Origin of the sequence: Epilithonimonas hispanica, assembly GCF_003385395.1 — a bacterium.
Taxonomy (GTDB): Bacteria; Bacteroidota; Bacteroidia; order Flavobacteriales; family Weeksellaceae; genus Epilithonimonas; species Epilithonimonas hispanica.
Window position 1 is genome coordinate 1 of sequence record NZ_QNUG01000034.1, and the last position, 13,327, is coordinate 13,327.

The window sequence follows — 13,327 nt, forward strand, 5'->3', positions numbered from 1 at the left end:
TATGTTTCAGCAGTTCCAGATAATGATCCAATGTTCTTAAAGTTTACTGCAAAAATCGAAAACTTATTTCAATTTGCACACAACTTTTGAGATTGATCCAAAGTGACCTATTCAGTGACCTGTTGAAATAGGTTAAAAAGGTCACTGGAAATTCAGACAAACCCTTTTCAGCAGCTGGTTCAGCAACTGAACATCTTGTGTTAAGTTTTTACTAAGGTTAATTTTAAATCTCAAAAGCTAAACGATATGAACAAGACATTCAATTTACTTTTCTATGTGAAGAAATCGAAAATCAATTCTGTAGGAGAGTCTCCTATTTATTTGCGGATTACCATCGACGGCAAAATAACCGAAATAAGCACAAAGCGTACAGTAAAGCCTACGAAATGGAATTCTGCAATGCAGAAGGTTAGTGGCTCTTCGGAAGAATGCAGATCCCTTAATTATTATTTGAAAACATTTGAGCAAAAAGTTTACGATACCTATCACGAATTAATCAGAGATAACGAAACAGTAACTTCTGAGGCTCTTAAGAATAAGTTAGTAGGTAGAGGTAGAATAACCCGAACACTCATTCCCGTTTTTCAGGATCATAATGATCGAATGGAGAAACTTATAGACAAAGAATTTGCCCAAGGAACATTAACCCGTTATAAGACCTGTCTGAAACATACCAAAGATTTTTTGAAATGGAAATACAGTATTACCGACATTGAAATAAAAAAGATCGATTATGCTTTTCTAAACGATTTTGAATTTTTTTTAAGGACTGAAAAATCCTGTAATAATAATTCTGCAGTAAAATATATCAAGAATTTTGGTAAGATTATTCGTATCTGTCTTGCAAATGGATGGCTGGAAAGAGATCCTTTTATGAACTATCATTCTAAGTTTAATGAAGTGACAAGAATGTTCCTTAATGAAAAGGAGATAGAAGTACTTTTTGCCAAAGATTTTAACAATGAAAGATTGTCTTTGGTAAGAGATATTTTTCTGTTCAGCTGTTTCACCGGACTAGCGTACATTGATACTCAAAAACTAACATATCAAAATATCAATTTGGGACTTGATGGCTCTCAATGGATTTATACAAAACGTCAGAAAACTAAAACTACTTCTAATATTCCCTTGCTTTCTCAAACAGAGAAAATTATTGAAAAATACAAAAATCATCCAGTATGTCTTAATAATGGAAAGTTGCTGCCCATTCTTAGTAATCAAAAAATGAATGCATATCTTAAAGAGATTGCTGACTTGTGCGGAATTAACAAAGAATTGACCTATCATATTGCACGACATACCTTTGCAACTACAATCACTTTGTCTAATGGGGTTTCCATTGAAAGTGTTAGTAAAATGCTAGGTCACAAGAGCATTAAGACAACACAGCATTATGCGAAAATACTTGATAAAAAAGTCAGTAAGGATATGATGGAATTGAAACAAAAATTTACTAACAAGGAAACTGTTGTAATTTTTTAGGTAGCTCGGTTTTGCTGAAGGATTTTTGATAATTGTAATAATAAAGATTATCTACTGAACTTTGGGAACAAACTTAATTTCAAGGAAATCGGACTGCGTTTTCCCATCATCTATACGAAGCACTCTTTCGATTTTTATTGATTTATAATAGCTAATTAATTGAAATCTGTGAGTATCATTTATATGTTATTTAATAGATAATGTATTAAAAAAATGCTCAGCAAAAATAAAACAATGGTGACTATGAGCAAGAAAATGTTGTTCTCGTAAAATGTATTATTATTAATACGTTTTTTGTTATTGTAGTAGTTAATATATGAAAATAATAAAACTATAGCTCCAACAATTACAATTATAATCCCTACAAGACTGGAATGTCCATTTTGAAAGTGAACTATGTTTTTAGCTTCTGCAACTAAAGATATCTGCTTAAGAAATAAGGAAAATTTAACTAATACGAATCCGAAACCCATCAATGCTATCGATGTTCGCATCCACGCAAGAAATGTTCTTTCATTTGCCAAATGTTCACTGGTATGATTAGGTTTATCTTTATTCATATCTTATTAAAATTTATCTTGCCCACAATAGCTAACAATACCAAATTTACAAATTAAGTTTGAAATAGATTTTTTATCGATTAGCAATTTGCAACAAGATAAAATGTTCTAGGTTACATATTGACGGTTTACATTCAGAAGAATTACATTATATTAGATGAAATATTTTTGCAATGGAACATACTGCATTTTCTTCCGATGTCATTTCTTCACAGGAATTACTTGATAAGCTTTACCAAAATGGTAATCTAAAAACCTACCGGGAAGGTGAAATCATTCTAGATGAAAATGCTTCGATCCGATCTATACCACTTGTAATGAAGGGATTGTTGAAAGTAATACGAACGGAAGAAGATGGAAGAGAAATATTATTATACTATATTAAAGCAGGTGAAAGCTGCATTATGTCTTTTCTTGGTGGAATGCATAATGAAAAGAGTATTGTAAAGGCAGAAGTTGAAGAAGATTCCGAAATACTTTTCTTACCTGTAGAAAAGGTGTCGCTCTTTATCAAAGAATATCCGGAATGGCTGGACTATATTTTCAGACTATATCACAAACGCTTTGAAGAATTACTGGATATTATTAATGCTATAGCTTTTAAAAAGGTAGATGAGCGACTACTAAATCTTCTTACTAAAAAAGCAGAAATAGCAAATTCAAATACTATAGTCGTTACTCACGAGCAGCTTGCGAATGAACTTGGAACAGTAAGAGTTGTTGTTTCCCGACTTCTAAAGCAATTGGAAGATTCTGGAAAAGTGAAATTGGGAAGAAACAAAATTATTTTTTCAGATCTGAACTAAAATTTTCTTATGTAACAAAAGTAGCGGTGCAGTAAAATAGAAATATCCATTTTTGTCATATAAAATTAAAGAGATGGAAATTTTCGGATACATTGCCGCAATATTTATTGGTATTTCCTTAGGGCTGATAGGAGGAGGGGGAAGTATTCTTACTGTGCCTGTCTTAGTATATCTCTTTGGTATAGATGCCTTCGTAGCCACAGAATATTCACTTTTCATAGTTGGAATCAGCAGTGTGGTAGGTTCATTTTCCTACTTTAAGAAAGGGCTGGTTAATATAAAAACAGCTTTGGTTTTTGGTGTCCCGTCAATAATATCTATTTTTTTGACCAGAAATTTTATTTTGCCACTGATTCCTGATGAAGTTCTTACAATCAGTACTTTAGTGGTTACCAAAGATATCTTATTACTTCTGATTTTTGCATTATTAATGATTCTCGCATCGTACAAAATGATTCAAAGTAGAGTAGCGCCGCAGATAGAATCGATTCATTTTAATAAAAATAACAATCTTTTGGCAGCAGGGCAAGGGTCGGTTGTCGGGGTGCTTACTGGTTTGGTCGGTGCGGGTGGTGGCTTTATGATTATTCCTGCACTCGTCAATTTGCTCAAGACACCAATGAAGGTAGCCATCGGTACCTCGCTTGTCATCATTTCCCTGAATTCCCTTATCGGATTTTTCACTTCAATGCACAACGTCCCGATCAACTGGAAACTACTTGCAACGGTCTCATCCATTTCCATAGTGGGGATTATTATAGGAGCACAATTGTCAAAAAAAATAGACGGTAGAAAACTCAAACCTGCTTTCGGCTGGTTCATCTTAATAATGGGAATTTACATTATTGTAAGAGAGCTTTTAATGTAGCTTTTGAGCATCTTTTGCAGCGTGAGTTTGTCGGAAAATTATTGCATCCAGGTTCGCTGATTCTCAATAAAAGAATTCAGTTATTTTTATTCGAAAAATCTATTTTGTATTTTAGAAAAGAGAAATAAACTGCTCTGTAACAAAAGTAACCGTATATGTAATCTTAAACATATATTTTTGAAATAAATTAATTAAAATGATAGAAGTTATAAAACAACCCTGGCCGTGGTATATTGCGGGTCCGTTAATAGGGCTTACAGTTCCGGCTTTGCTGATACTGGGTAACAAATCTTTTGGAATCAGTTCATCTTTAAGGCATATTTGCGCAGCGTGTATTCCAGCCAACATTATTTTTTTCAAATACGACTGGAAAAAAGAACTCTGGAATTTGTTTTTCGTTTTTGGGATTTTGCTCGGTGGAGTTGTCGCATCTCAATTCCTTATGAATCCTGGAGAATTATCGATTAATCCGAATCTGAAAGCCGAACTTGCAACCTACGGAATTACCGATTACAGCAATCTCGTTCCTGCTCAATTGATGAATTTTGCGAGTCTTTTAACGATAAAAGGTTTCATTACTATGGTTGTCGGTGGATTTTTGGTAGGTTTCGGAACACGCTATGCGGGTGGTTGCACCAGTGGACATGCTATTATGGGATTGTCAAATTTACAGTTGCCATCACTCATTGCAACCATTTGTTTTATGGCAGGAGGTTTTTTAATGGCGAATGTGATTTTGCCGATTATTCTTTCACTTTAATTTGAAATAAGATGACAAAAGAAAAAGATTTAAGTCCACAGGACAGCGTTGGCGCAACACAAAGCTATTTGACTCAAAAATGGTATTACAATCTGAAGTACCTTTTTGTGGGAGTAGCATTCGGAATTGTTTTTGTAAAAGCAGAGATCATCAGCTGGTTCAGGATTCAGGAGATGTTCCGTTTGCAGTCGTTTTTTATGTACGGCGTAATCGGTAGTGCAGTTCTTACAGGAATGATTTCAGTGTTTATTATTAAGAAATTCAACATCGAAACAATTTATGGGGAAAAGATTTCAATTGCACCGAAGAAATTTAACAAAGGGCAGATCTATGGCGGATTGATTTTCGGTTTTGGCTGGGCGATTACAGGGGCTTGCCCGGGACCTCTTTTCGCACAGATTGGAACAGGTGCATTGGCTGTTGGAGTTACTTTGCTGAGTGCCATTTTTGGAACTTGGGTCTATGGATATTTGAGGGATAAATTGCCCCACTAATATATTTTCAGTAAAAATCTAATCGTAAGAGACTGATTCAATTTTGAATCAGTCTCTTTTTTACAATATTATTTGATGACTGTTGTTAATATTGAGGTATTTTGAGTTTATTTTTAAATTATTTTATATTTTATGCTTAGTTTTTAGCTTATGTAACAAATGTTACTTACTGTTTTTATCAGATTATTTAGCTTTACAAATCATCAAAAAGTCTGGCTATGGAAAATCATTTTCAAATCATCATTATCGGAGCAGGAACAGGAGGAATTATGACTGCTGCTTCTCTCATAAATACCAATGAATCCCTCAATGTTCTCATCATAGACCCTTCCGAGAAACATTATTACCAACCAGCGTGGACTCTCGTAGGAGCTGGAACTTACGATTTTAAAGACACAGCAAGACAGACAAAAGATTTAATTCCCAATGGTGTAACCTGGCTTAAAAACAAGGTTACAGAAATTCATCCCGAACAAAACAAGATTTCTGCAGATAATGGCACGAGTTATTCTTACGAATATCTCGTGGTTGCACCTGGGCTGGTGAATAATCTTTCTCTGGTAGAAGGTTTAGAAGAGGCGGTGAAAACGGGTATTGTTTGCAGTAACTATATAGATCCCGAGTTTACGTGGAAATCTCTTCAGAGCTTTAAAGGAGGAAATGCGCTGTTCACTTTGCCTACAACGCCCATCAAATGTGGAGGCGCGCCGCAAAAGATAATGTATCTTGCCGCAGATTATTTTAGGAGAAAAGGTATTTCAGATAAGGTAAAAATTACTTTTGCGCTTCCCGGTGGTGTTATTTTTGGCGTAAAAGAAGTCGCTGAAACGTTGATGAAAGTCATTTACCGTTACCATATCGATTTAAAAACACTGCACGGACTTTTTAAGATTGACCCGGTGAATAAAATTGCCTATTTCAAAAACGAAGATCGTATTGTTGAGATTCCGTTTAATTTTCTTCATCTTGCGCCGCCACAGGAAGCTCCACGTTTTATTAAAAATTCAGTTTTAGCTAATGAGGCAGGCTGGCTTGATGTTGATATTAACAGTCTTCAGCACAATAAATTTCAAAATATTTTCGGAGTAGGAGATGTAGCCGGACTTCCAACTGCAAAAACTGGTGCTGCAATTCGAAAACAAGTTCCTGTAGTGGTTTCTAATCTCATCAATATGATTTTAGGTGCAAAACCAGATAACAAATCTTATAATGGATATTCTTCGTGCCCGCTTGTAACAGGTTACGGAAAAATGGTTTTGGCAGAATTTAACTATAAAAATGAGTTCACACCAGACCCGAATCTCAAAAAGATGCTCATTTCAGACAGTTCAAAAGAGCATTGGAGACTTTGGATTCTCAAGAAATATATTCTCCCGTATCTCTATTGGAACAAAATGCTGAAAGGAAAAGAAGTTTGAAATGTATACCAAAAAAGTTACGTCAATAATTTTGGTGTTTGCTTTTTCAATGGTTAAAACGCAATCTGTTAATTTAGATAATCGTGATAAAGTCATCATCTCAGGAAATCTACGAAACTTTTTGATGTCAACAGACAATCTTACAGGTACCGATTATTGGGCAGATGCTTTAGCAGGAAATTTAAAGGTTGAATACAAACCCGTAAAACGTATTTCCATTGGAGTTTCTGCTTCGTATCTTTCTAAAGTTGCATCATCAGATTTGGAAGAAAAGGATTTGAAATCCGGAAAATCTTCCAAGTGGGAACGGGAACTTTTTGACTTATCTTCTCCTCAGAATCTTTATGCCGTTTCAAGGCTTAATCAGTTGTATTTACAATACGAGAAAGGGAAATCAAAATTTACGATAGGAAAAATTCCGATTAAATATTCTCCGCTTATCAATCCAAGTGACGGCAGAATGTTACCTATAGAATATGGCGGATTGAGCTGGAATTTTACTTCCGGTAAATCACAGGTTGATGTAGCATTGCTGAATTCTGTTTCAATGCGTTCAAATTCAGAATGGTCAAAAATGAAAGACGCAATCGGAGTATTGGATAACGGATTTCAACCAGACAGCTCAAAAGCAGATTATCTCAGTGAAAATAACAGCACAGGTGTTGCCATCTTTCACTACGGAAGAAAATTTCGAATTGCAGATATTAATTTTTACAACATACATTTAGATAAAACACTCAATACATCTTGGTTTCAGCTGGGTTTAAATTTTCCTAAATGGGATTTTGGGTTGATTTACAGTTATCAGATTCCGGATTCTTACCAAAGTCGATTAAAATATTACGAAAGATATGTCCAGCCAGATGAAAACGGTCAGGTTGCAAGTTTTTTGTTTCGATATAAGATCAAAAATTTCGCTTTGGAGTTTGCTTATTCTAAAGCATTTGATACCGGCAGATTTTTATTTCCGAAAGAATTGGGAAGAGATCAGTTTTTCACATCGCTTCCGAGAAGCAGATTGGAAGGTTTTGGAAATGTTGATATTATAAAAGTTTCGGTCTTATTTCATCATGGAAAATGGTCGGCTCACTCAGATTTTAGCATCAGCAACGGAGTTTCCGAAAATGATTTTAAAAATAATAAGTACAATACAGATGATTTTTTGCAATGGAATAGCTTTGTCGCTTACAAAGTCAGTCATAAACTGGAAGTTGATTTGCTTTACATTTTTAAAAGAAATCTGCAAAGCTCAAACCCAATTGCAGTCTATCAAAAGACCAATTATAATCAGTTAAATTTAATTACGAATTATTGGTTTTGAAAAATTAACTTATGTAACAAAAGTAGCGGTATAACACTTTGTAAACCCCGAAATTTGTACTATAATATTAAAAAAGTATAACCCTAAAAAATTACATTATGTTTTTTCAGCATATTTATGATAAGAGCCTTGCGCAGGCTAGCTATTTAATAGGATGTCAGGCAAAAGGTGAAGCCATTGTTATCGATGCCAAAAGAGATATCGATACCTATCTTCAGATTGCCAAAGAAAATAATCTCACGATTACACATATTACAGAAACTCATATTCACGCCGATTTTTTGTCGGGTTCTAGAGAACTTGCGGAAGTGACGGGTGCAAAAATGTATCTTTCGGATGAAGGTGGTGAAGATTGGCAATATCAGTTTCCACATACCGGATTAACGAATGGAGATATCATTAAAGTTGGAAATTTAACTTTAAAAGTCATTCACACGCCGGGACATACGCCGGAAAGCATCAGCTTTTTATTGACCGATCATCCTGCAACGGACGAACCGGTGATGATTTTTACAGGAGATTTTGTTTTTGTGGGAGATATAGGAAGACCAGATTTATTGGAGAAGGCGGCCGGAATTACAGGAACTCAGGAAAAAGGAGCGAAAGAAATGTTTCATTCTGTTCAGGATTTTAGCAGATTGCGGGAGTTTATCCAAGTTTGGCCGGGACACGGTGCAGGTTCGGCTTGCGGAAAAGCTTTGGGTGCAGTTCCGAGTTCAACGGTAGGTTATGAAAAAATCAGAAACTGGGCTTTTCAATATGAAGAAGATGAGGAAGGTTTTGTAGAATATCTGCTGGAAGGACAGCCGGAACCTCCAAAATATTTTGCAATGATGAAAAAACTCAACAAAGTGGAAAGACCTTTATTAAAAGAAGTTCCAAAACATCCGAAACTTTCCAAAGAAGAATTTTTGAAAGCTTATCAAAATGGAGTTAAAATTATAGACACGAGAAATAAAGTAGATTTTGCCCAAGGTTTTATACCAAACAGCATCAATATTCAGGGTAATAATTCATTTTCCACGTGGATGGGATGGATTGTCAATTATTCCGAGCCGTTTATTTTGGTTGCTCAGGAAGAACAAATGGAAGATCTTACCAGAAAACTGATGAGAATCGGGATGGATCAAATGATGGGCTATATTGATGACGTGAAAAATTTAGACTTAGAATTACAGACTGCCGATATTATTGATATTGAGGAATTCAAATCTTATCTGAACAGAGATAATATTCAGGTGGTTGATGTAAGAAATAAAACCGAATATGACGCAGGACGTATTGAGAATGCTGAGAATGTCTTTGTGGGAACTTTGGAGGATAATCTGGATAAAATTTCCCATGAAAAACCAATTGTAATTCATTGTCAAAGTGGCGACAGAGCAGCAATTGCCTATTCTCTACTGAAGAAAAACGGTTTTGAGAACGTCAAAAATTTCTCTGGCGGAATGAAAGAATGGACAGAAAAAGCAAACCCTGTAAAAAATTAAGATGGATTTATTATCAATGTTATTCGGAAAAAAAGACAATGCTGCGCTGGAAACTGCGTTGGGAGAAGGTGCTTTTTTGGTAGATGTAAGAACGCCCGTAGAATTTGCTTCGGGAAGTGCTGAAGGGGCTGTTAATATACCTTTGGATGTCGTCAAAGACCAGATTTCCAAGTTCAGGAATAAGAAAAACATCATTGTTTTCTGTAGAAGTGGAAACCGTAGCGCAATGGCAAAAGGAACATTGGAACGAAACGGAATCACGAATGTTCTCAACGGTGGCAGTGTACAGAATATGATAAAACTAACGGAACAATAATGAAAGATTTTTGGGACGAAAGATACCGCCAGTCAGATTTTGTGTACGGAGATCAACCAAATATCTATTTTGCCGAAAAATTGGCTGAACTCACTCCCGGAAAAGCTCTTTTTCCTGCTGAAGGAGAGGGTAGGAATGCTGTTTATGCGGCAATTCAGGGTTTTGAAGTTGAGGCTTTTGACCAAAGTGAAGAAGGCAAAAAGAAAGCGATGCAGCTTGCTGAAATAAACTCGGTGAAAATAAATTACACAACGGTTTCGGCAGATACAATAGGTTATAAAAAAGAAAGTTTTGACCTTTTAGTAATGGTTTTTGCCCATTTTCCTGAAATATTGAGGCGGGATTTGCACAGATGGTTTTCATCGCTTGTGAAGAAAGGTGGGGGAATTATTCTGGAAGGTTTCAGTAAAGAGCATTCTAAATTTCAAGACGAAAATCCAAATGCAGGCGGACCAAAACATTGGGAAATGCTTTATGATTTAGAAGAACTGAAAACTGATTTTTCCGATTTCGATTTTCAGGAAGCATATATTTCCGAAACCATACTGAGTGAAGGCGCTTATCACAAAGGAAAAGCTTCGGTTGTACGCTTTTTTGGTACAAAAAGATAAAGAAAAGTATGGATAATTTATTTAAAAACTGGAACTTTGTAAGGTTGCTTCGTCTGGCAATGGGAATTTTCCTTGTTGTAGAAGCCACACAATCTGGAATGTGGATTTTGGTGGCTGTCGGAATGGTTTTTGTTGTAATGCCACTATTCAATATCGGCTGTTGTGCTGCGGGAAACTGTTCTGTCCCAACAAGAAATTCAAAAAAAAATGGGGATAAGGTTGAATATGAAGAAATCAAATAAAATCTGAAAAATGAATAAATTTCAGGAACTAATCAGTCAGGAGAAACCCGTATTGGTAGATTTCTTTGCAGAATGGTGCGGTCCATGCAAAATGCAGGCGCCTATTCTTCAGGATCTCAAAAAGAATATTGGTGATGTAGCAAGCATTGTTAAAATTGACATCGACAAAAACCAGGCGGTTGCCTCGCAATTCGGAATCCGAAGTGTTCCTACTTTGATGATCTTGAAAAATGGAGAAGTAAAATGGAAACAATCCGGTGTTTTTCAGGCGGATGAACTGGAAAGATTAATCAAGCAAAACCTTTAAAATGTATAAAAACCTAATCGTTGTATTTTTTCTCATCGCAATTACAGGATGCGGAAAAGCTCAGAGTAACAAAAGCGAGAGCAGTCTTCCTGCCAAAGAATTTTCTAAAAAATTGGACCAGACCAAAGATGCACAATTGGTTGATGTAAGAACACCTGGAGAATTTCGTAACGGTCATCTTAAAAGTGCAATGAACATCGACTGGAATGCAGATGACTTCACAGAGAAAGCAAAAGCGCTCGATAAGGATAAACCTGTATTTGTGTATTGTATGAGCGGACCCAGAAGTACGGCCGCCGCTGCAAAACTTCAGGAAATCGGTTTTAAAAATGTATATGAAATGCAGGGAGGAATGATGAAGTGGAGGAACGCTGAGCTTCCGGAGATCAAAGCATCAACTGCTACAGGAATTAGTCTTGCCCAGTATAAGGAAATGTTGAAAAGCAATACTCCCGTTCTGGTGGATTTTTATGCAGAATGGTGCGCTCCCTGCAAAAAGATGGAGCCTTACCTTAAAAAGATGGCTGCTGAAATGCCGGATAAGGTGAAAATTTTAAGAATAGATGCAGATGCAAATACAGAACTCTGCAAAGAACTGAATGTTTCTGCACTACCGGTCCTGAAGCTGTATAAAAACGATAAATTAGTCTGGGATAATTTAGGTTTTGCAACAGAGCAGGAAGTGAAAAACAAGATTGCACAATAATGTATTTCATATAAATTCTGTTAATGTTTTTGACCTTAGTAATTAAAAATTTATATTTGCAGGAATGACTTATCAGAAATTAAATACCAATCATATAATGAAAAGCGTTATTGCAATGTTTTTCATTATATGTATTTTAATTTCTTCCTGCGCTGTAAAATACGGTATCAAAAACCTACTCAGTCTGCAGCCTTCCGCTAAAAGTCATACCTCCGCACCAAAGGAGAAATTTACCACCAACACAACCACGGCCTCTGTCTGCAACTTTTGCAAGGAAAGAGAAATTACCGCTAAAAATGATACCCATTTTTCAGTGGCGGAATTTCAGGAGCTTGCTGCATTTACATTCATTCTATTTGCAGGGGCATTTCTGTTTATAAATCTTAGAGAACATCCATTTTACAGTACTTCCAAAATTGGAATTACGGTTCCCATCTTCATACAATACCGCAAACTTATCATTTGATTTAAAATTTAATTGGTCTCTTCTTGTAGAGACTCAAACGATTGATTTTAAATTTTTATTAATCCTTATCGGAATCATTTCGGTAACTGTTAATCTTTCATACAATGATAAGAAAAAGTCTTTCAGTCCTTATTTTTGGGCTGATTACTCAGCAGTCTGTCCTTTATGCCCAGCAAGAATCACTTTTGGGTAAAATATGGACAGAAACACAAAAAAACTATTCAGGGATCCGTGCAGCCGAGTCTGCAATAGAATCTTCAGAATATAACGAAGAGACAGTAAAATCCAAGGCATTACCACAGGTAAAGCTTCAATATCAAAATACCTACGGAACATTAGAGGGAAGCAGTGGTGGTTTTTTCCCACAGTCCGGTTTTTTTAATGTTTCCGGAAACAGGAATTCGGGCTCCTCTTTATCCTCAAACAATTTCGGCTCAGCCATTGCGGAGTACGAGATCTACAACTTCGGGCGTCAGAGATCCGAGGAAAGATCAGCAAATGAGTTCACACAAAAGCTCAGGACAGATAAAGAATCCTATTTGCTGAGGCTCAAAAAATTGCTATCACAACGTTATCTTGACTATGTCTTTAATGGCGCCAAGCTCAGATGGGCAGAGAGAAACTCGACGAGGCTCGAAGAAATCCACAGTTCAAGCAAAGCCCTTTCGCGTGCCGGTCTCAAACCGGAAGCAGATTCTGTACTTACCTATTCATCGTACGTTCAGGCATTGGCAATGCAAGATAATTGGTTTGGAAAGCAGCAGGCAGCCACAGAAAAACTTAAGGAATTTTACATTGATAATTTTAAAGTAGAGGATTACCAGGTCAGTCATTTTCTTGACCCTGAAATAAATTCTTTTAACAGTGAGAAGGTTAATCCATCACATCCTTTTTTAAAGTCCATCCATCAGGAGTCCGAATACTATCAGACCAAAGCGGAAACAGAGAGAAGATCATCACTTCCGTCGCTTAAGATCTTGGGAGGTTATGCTTACAGAGGTTCAGGATCCGATCCATATGGCAATGTCTCAGGGAAATTTACCGATGGTTTCTCCAATTCTGCCAACAATGCTCTTGTTGGACTTGGATTGACGTGGAATATCAGCAGTCTTCATACGAACAGGCAAAAAGCCAATATGCTGTCAAAAGAAGCGGAACGTCTGGGTTATCTCGAAAACCAGTATCAGCTATCAATGCAGACTGAGATTAAAGCCCTTGAAAGCAGGATTGTAGAACAGCAAAAACAACTTAAGAAAGAAAGTGCTTCTGTGAAAGGCGCATCAGATGCCTACGAAATGTATGTAGCAAGATACAAGAGTGGTCTTATTACCCTCACTGAACTGTTACAGATCCGTCAGATTCTTGAAAATGCAGAAAAAAGTCAGATCGATGCCGCAAAAGAATTCTGGGAGCAGGTCATAGCAAAGGCTGAACTCACCGGCGATTTTGATTATTTATTTACCCAACTTTAAAATTTTAG

Annotated in this window: 16 protein-coding genes; 14 read left to right on the forward strand and 2 right to left on the reverse strand. The window is 36.3% G+C overall.

The genetic code is table 11. The annotated features are described in order from the left end of the window. Positions 1-246: 246 nt before the first annotated feature. Positions 247-1,482 carry a site-specific integrase gene (locus DRF58_RS13830; protein WP_116036325.1) on the forward strand — a complete coding sequence of 412 codons (1,236 nt, stop codon included), beginning with the start codon at positions 247-249 and terminating at the stop codon, positions 1,480-1,482. 179 nt (positions 1,483-1,661) lie between these two features. On the opposite strand, the gene DRF58_RS19165 is transcribed toward DRF58_RS13830, so the two are convergent. After that, positions 1,662-2,042: a YidH family protein gene (locus DRF58_RS19165; RefSeq protein ID WP_072410509.1), complete on the reverse strand. Its 381-nt coding sequence runs from the start codon at positions 2,040-2,042 to the stop codon at positions 1,662-1,664. 173 nt (positions 2,043-2,215) lie between these two features. Here DRF58_RS19165 and DRF58_RS13840 point away from each other — a divergent pair, with 173 nt between their 5' ends. From DRF58_RS13840 to DRF58_RS13895, 12 genes are all read left to right on the forward strand, one after another. Beyond that, the gene (locus DRF58_RS13840) at positions 2,216-2,848 is read left to right on the forward strand and encodes a Crp/Fnr family transcriptional regulator (RefSeq protein ID WP_116036326.1); all 633 of its coding nucleotides are present in this window, start codon (positions 2,216-2,218) and stop codon (positions 2,846-2,848) included. Between the two features lie 73 nt (positions 2,849-2,921). Further along, positions 2,922-3,716: a sulfite exporter TauE/SafE family protein gene (locus DRF58_RS13845; RefSeq protein ID WP_034741481.1), complete on the forward strand. Its 795-nt coding sequence runs from the start codon at positions 2,922-2,924 to the stop codon at positions 3,714-3,716. 196 nt (positions 3,717-3,912) lie between these two features. Beyond that, positions 3,913-4,476: a YeeE/YedE family protein gene (locus DRF58_RS13850; RefSeq protein WP_116036328.1), complete on the forward strand. Its 564-nt coding sequence runs from the start codon at positions 3,913-3,915 to the stop codon at positions 4,474-4,476. Positions 4,477-4,487: 11 nt separating this feature from the next. After that, positions 4,488-4,970, forward strand: coding sequence for a DUF6691 family protein (locus tag DRF58_RS13855; protein ID WP_116036329.1), 483 nt, complete (start codon positions 4,488-4,490; stop codon positions 4,968-4,970). 218 nt (positions 4,971-5,188) lie between these two features. After that, the gene (locus DRF58_RS13860; RefSeq protein ID WP_034741473.1) at positions 5,189-6,388 is read left to right on the forward strand and encodes an NAD(P)/FAD-dependent oxidoreductase; all 1,200 of its coding nucleotides are present in this window, start codon (positions 5,189-5,191) and stop codon (positions 6,386-6,388) included. Between the two features lies 1 nt (position 6,389). Continuing rightward, the gene (locus DRF58_RS13865) at positions 6,390-7,709 is read left to right on the forward strand and encodes a hypothetical protein (RefSeq protein WP_034741471.1); all 1,320 of its coding nucleotides are present in this window, start codon (positions 6,390-6,392) and stop codon (positions 7,707-7,709) included. A gap of 98 nt (positions 7,710-7,807) precedes the next feature. After that, a complete protein-coding gene (locus DRF58_RS13870) occupies positions 7,808-9,199 on the forward strand; it encodes an MBL fold metallo-hydrolase (protein WP_034976041.1) in 1,392 nt (463 codons plus the stop codon). A 1-nt stretch (position 9,200) separates the two neighbouring features. After that, the gene (locus DRF58_RS13875) at positions 9,201-9,515 is read left to right on the forward strand and encodes a rhodanese-like domain-containing protein (RefSeq protein ID WP_034741465.1); all 315 of its coding nucleotides are present in this window, start codon (positions 9,201-9,203) and stop codon (positions 9,513-9,515) included. Then, positions 9,515-10,126: a class I SAM-dependent methyltransferase gene (locus tag DRF58_RS13880; protein ID WP_034741462.1), complete on the forward strand. Its 612-nt coding sequence runs from the start codon at positions 9,515-9,517 to the stop codon at positions 10,124-10,126. Before DRF58_RS13875 ends, DRF58_RS13880 begins: the two co-directional genes overlap by 1 nt. An 8-nt stretch (positions 10,127-10,134) precedes the next feature. Further along, positions 10,135-10,368: a hypothetical protein gene (locus DRF58_RS13885; protein ID WP_034741459.1), complete on the forward strand. Its 234-nt coding sequence runs from the start codon at positions 10,135-10,137 to the stop codon at positions 10,366-10,368. A 10-nt stretch (positions 10,369-10,378) separates the two neighbouring features. Further along, the gene (trxA, locus tag DRF58_RS13890) at positions 10,379-10,675 is read left to right on the forward strand and encodes a thioredoxin (protein ID WP_034976039.1); all 297 of its coding nucleotides are present in this window, start codon (positions 10,379-10,381) and stop codon (positions 10,673-10,675) included. A 1-nt stretch (position 10,676) separates the two neighbouring features. After that, positions 10,677-11,381, forward strand: a complete 705-nt coding sequence (locus DRF58_RS13895) for a thioredoxin domain-containing protein (RefSeq protein ID WP_034741451.1) — start codon at positions 10,677-10,679, stop codon at positions 11,379-11,381. Positions 11,382-11,556: 175 nt separating this feature from the next. Here DRF58_RS13895 and DRF58_RS18940 read toward each other — a convergent pair whose 3' ends face one another. Continuing rightward, positions 11,557-11,688, reverse strand: coding sequence for a hypothetical protein (locus DRF58_RS18940; RefSeq protein WP_262484514.1), 132 nt, complete (start codon positions 11,686-11,688; stop codon positions 11,557-11,559). A 263-nt stretch (positions 11,689-11,951) separates the two neighbouring features. On the opposite strand from DRF58_RS18940, the gene DRF58_RS13905 reads away from it, so the two are divergent. Next, positions 11,952-13,319, forward strand: coding sequence for a TolC family protein (locus DRF58_RS13905; protein WP_034741446.1), 1,368 nt, complete (start codon positions 11,952-11,954; stop codon positions 13,317-13,319). Positions 13,320-13,327: the final 8 nt, after the last annotated feature.

Coding starts and splice junctions, on each gene's coding strand:
- DRF58_RS13905 (WP_034741446.1), top strand. CDS start 11,952: ATGATAAGAAAAAGTCTTTCAGTCCTTATTTTTGGGCTGATTACTCAG.
- DRF58_RS13875 (WP_034741465.1), top strand. CDS start 9,201: ATGGATTTATTATCAATGTTATTCGGAAAAAAAGACAATGCTGCGCTG.
- DRF58_RS13840 (WP_116036326.1), top strand. CDS start 2,216: ATGGAACATACTGCATTTTCTTCCGATGTCATTTCTTCACAGGAATTA.
- trxA (WP_034976039.1), top strand. CDS start 10,379: ATGAATAAATTTCAGGAACTAATCAGTCAGGAGAAACCCGTATTGGTA.
- DRF58_RS19165 (WP_072410509.1), bottom strand. CDS start 2,042: ATGAATAAAGATAAACCTAATCATACCAGTGAACATTTGGCAAATGAA.
- DRF58_RS13895 (WP_034741451.1), top strand. CDS start 10,677: ATGTATAAAAACCTAATCGTTGTATTTTTTCTCATCGCAATTACAGGA.
- DRF58_RS13830 (WP_116036325.1), top strand. CDS start 247: ATGAACAAGACATTCAATTTACTTTTCTATGTGAAGAAATCGAAAATC.
- DRF58_RS13870 (WP_034976041.1), top strand. CDS start 7,808: ATGTTTTTTCAGCATATTTATGATAAGAGCCTTGCGCAGGCTAGCTAT.
- DRF58_RS13885 (WP_034741459.1), top strand. CDS start 10,135: ATGGATAATTTATTTAAAAACTGGAACTTTGTAAGGTTGCTTCGTCTG.
- DRF58_RS13880 (WP_034741462.1), top strand. CDS start 9,515: ATGAAAGATTTTTGGGACGAAAGATACCGCCAGTCAGATTTTGTGTAC.
- DRF58_RS18940 (WP_262484514.1), bottom strand. CDS start 11,688: ATGGGTATCATTTTTAGCGGTAATTTCTCTTTCCTTGCAAAAGTTGCA.
- DRF58_RS13855 (WP_116036329.1), top strand. CDS start 4,488: ATGACAAAAGAAAAAGATTTAAGTCCACAGGACAGCGTTGGCGCAACA.
- DRF58_RS13860 (WP_034741473.1), top strand. CDS start 5,189: ATGGAAAATCATTTTCAAATCATCATTATCGGAGCAGGAACAGGAGGA.
- DRF58_RS13850 (WP_116036328.1), top strand. CDS start 3,913: ATGATAGAAGTTATAAAACAACCCTGGCCGTGGTATATTGCGGGTCCG.
- DRF58_RS13865 (WP_034741471.1), top strand. CDS start 6,390: ATGTATACCAAAAAAGTTACGTCAATAATTTTGGTGTTTGCTTTTTCA.
- DRF58_RS13845 (WP_034741481.1), top strand. CDS start 2,922: ATGGAAATTTTCGGATACATTGCCGCAATATTTATTGGTATTTCCTTA.